Here is a 2,291-nt window from a genome sequence, read left to right on the forward strand (position 1 = left end):
TCACGTGCAGGTCACGTGCAGGTCACGTGCAGGTCACGTGCAGGACGGGTTTGGGTTGGGATGATTATTCGGGGCTATAACTTCTTTTGCGACATGACGCCGGACATGCAGTATCTGCGCAACCATGACCCGGTGGACGGTTTCATCGAACGCAACATGATCTTTGTCCTGCCCGACCGTCTGCGCCGCTTTCGCAAGAACCTGTACCATGTCCGTCGCAACACGGGGCCAAGCCACGAATATTCCCCCCTGTTTCGCGTCCGCAGCCAGTTGCGGTCCGACCCGGTGCCCGCAGGGTATGACGGGCCGTGCGACGTGTTCCCATTTTACGCCAACGCCACCATGACCCGCACACGGCACAAGGATTATTACGTCCTGTTTATCTTTCGCGACAAGATGTCATGGGCGCGCTTTCGCCAGATCGCGGGGGCATAAGGGCGCGCATCATGCTGCATTGCGGCATCGCCCCTATGCGAAGCGGTTACGGTATGGGATATACAACGCGGCTGCATAAATCGGGCATGGTGGCAACCGGGCATGGCGGTCTGGCACCGCATGCAGGGAGACAGGAGCGTATGAAGGATCGTGTGGCATTCGCCATGGCGTCAAAAGTGATGTGGGCCACAATGATGATGGCCCCCGCGATGTCGGCCATCATGATATCGGCCGCCGGTGCGCCCGCCGCATGGGCCGCCCCGGCGATTGTGTCCCCAGTGAGCGCCACTCCAGTGATCGCCATCCCTGCGCGTGTCTCCCCTGCTGCCGTGCCCCCGGTTGTTGTCTCTGCCGCCGCCACGACCGGTGCTGCGGCCCCCGTGACCGCGCCCCCCGTGACCACGTCGCCTGCATCCGCGTCCCATGTCCCCGGCACGGACCCCGCGCCGGTGTTGCAGAAACTGCCGCCATACCAGAACAAGGTGACGGAATATATCGACCGTTCCTCCATCCGGGTACATGGCAATCATGCCTCTGCCACGTTCATGCAGGATTTCGATGACGAAATGGTCAGCCATGGCCTGCCGTTCGCGTCCGTCCGGTTTTCGGTCATGTATAACTGTGCCGCCAATACGTATCGCACCCTGTCCTATGCCACGTGGTCGGGACATATGGGCAAGGGGCGGAAGCTGGCGGATGGGCCGGTGCCGCGTGGGGAAATGACGGTCGATCCGTCGTTGGAGGACGGGCGACGCATTGCGTGTGGTCGCTGATCCGGTTTACCCACAGTTTCGGGGATAGGCATACGGGTAACCGTGTGGATAAATCCGTCAGTAATGTGGAAAACGATGTGAAAATGCGGCGATCGTGCGCCGTGAAAGTGGGGAAAACACCATGGATAGCAGAATCGTCGCCGCCCTGTCTGATGCGCTTGCCCCGCCGCCGGGTGCTGCGCCGACGGTCGTGCCCACCAATGACGCCGCCCGCCGCGTACAGGCGCGCGCGGTGCTGGAGCGGCTGGAGGCGTCGGGATTTCAGGTCATAATGGCGGACCCCACCGCAACTCAGGCGCGACAGGCGCTGGCGATGATCCGCATGGGGGTGAATGACCTGTTCTCTGGCGAGGACAGCCGACTTAAATATGCATCATTGTTCGTGCTGTTTGTGGTGCTGCTTTTGTTGTATCTGCAACCGCTGGCTGTGCTGTTCGGGTTGCTGGCCATTGGTGTGGTCTTTTTCGTTATGTCATTAACAAGTAAGAAATAAGTATTATTTCGATATGCGTTGGACCTGTTACCTGAACATTTTCAACGAATTCAGTGGGGTATATTCTAAACCCTGGGTTGTTGTTTTTTAAATTCAGGTTTGATACAGATCAACGTAAGAAACCACCCGTAACATACACTTGGCGCTGCATAATGGATGCAATGCCGCGTCCTCATGGCGGGGGCGGTTTTCTTGCGGGGGGTCCTTTGCCGGGTGCTGGTCATGGACGGCCAGGGGCGGAATCGGATTGATGCTGATGATCGAACGTGCCAAAGGCCGTGAACAGCCAAAGCCGGCACCAGATGCGGCCCTGTTTGATGATCCCGTGCAGTTTGCATCCGATATGCTGAAGACGCTTGGCCCGCAGGCCGTGCAGGTGGCCACCACGCGGGCGGGCTATTTCCTGAGTACAGGTGATTTCCGCCGCGCCATCGCATGGGTGCGCGTGCGGCGTATCCTGCGCGGGTGGCTGGATACCACCCCACGCGCCAGCGGCCTGCATTAAGGGCATGTCTGAAAAGTCAGGCCCGATAACATTCCGAAATCATAAAGGTTTCTGGTGAAGCTTTTTCTAAAAAGCTTCAGAAGAC

4 protein-coding genes are annotated in these 2,291 nt (G+C 58.8%); all 4 read left to right on the forward strand.

Annotated features, from left to right (window positions below):
- The first annotated feature begins 60 nt into the window (after positions 1-60).
- The 4 genes from B7G66_RS15220 (at position 61) to B7G66_RS15235 (ending at position 2,206) form a co-directional block, all read left to right on the forward strand.
- Positions 61-435, forward strand: coding sequence for a hypothetical protein (locus tag B7G66_RS15220; RefSeq protein WP_003621706.1), 375 nt, complete (start codon positions 61-63; stop codon positions 433-435).
- Between the two features lie 53 nt (positions 436-488).
- A complete protein-coding gene (locus B7G66_RS18815; RefSeq protein ID WP_231106301.1) occupies positions 489-1,208 on the forward strand; it encodes a surface-adhesin E family protein in 720 nt (239 codons plus the stop codon).
- A gap of 121 nt (positions 1,209-1,329) precedes the next feature.
- Positions 1,330-1,701: a hypothetical protein gene (locus B7G66_RS15230; RefSeq protein ID WP_040512794.1), complete on the forward strand. Its 372-nt coding sequence runs from the start codon at positions 1,330-1,332 to the stop codon at positions 1,699-1,701.
- A 250-nt stretch (positions 1,702-1,951) separates the two neighbouring features.
- Positions 1,952-2,206: a hypothetical protein gene (locus B7G66_RS15235; RefSeq protein WP_003621713.1), complete on the forward strand. Its 255-nt coding sequence runs from the start codon at positions 1,952-1,954 to the stop codon at positions 2,204-2,206.
- The last annotated feature ends 85 nt before the right edge of the window (positions 2,207-2,291 follow it).

The organism is Novacetimonas hansenii JCM 7643 (genome assembly GCF_000964405.1).
In the GTDB taxonomy this organism is placed as follows: domain Bacteria; phylum Pseudomonadota; class Alphaproteobacteria; order Acetobacterales; family Acetobacteraceae; genus Novacetimonas; species Novacetimonas hansenii.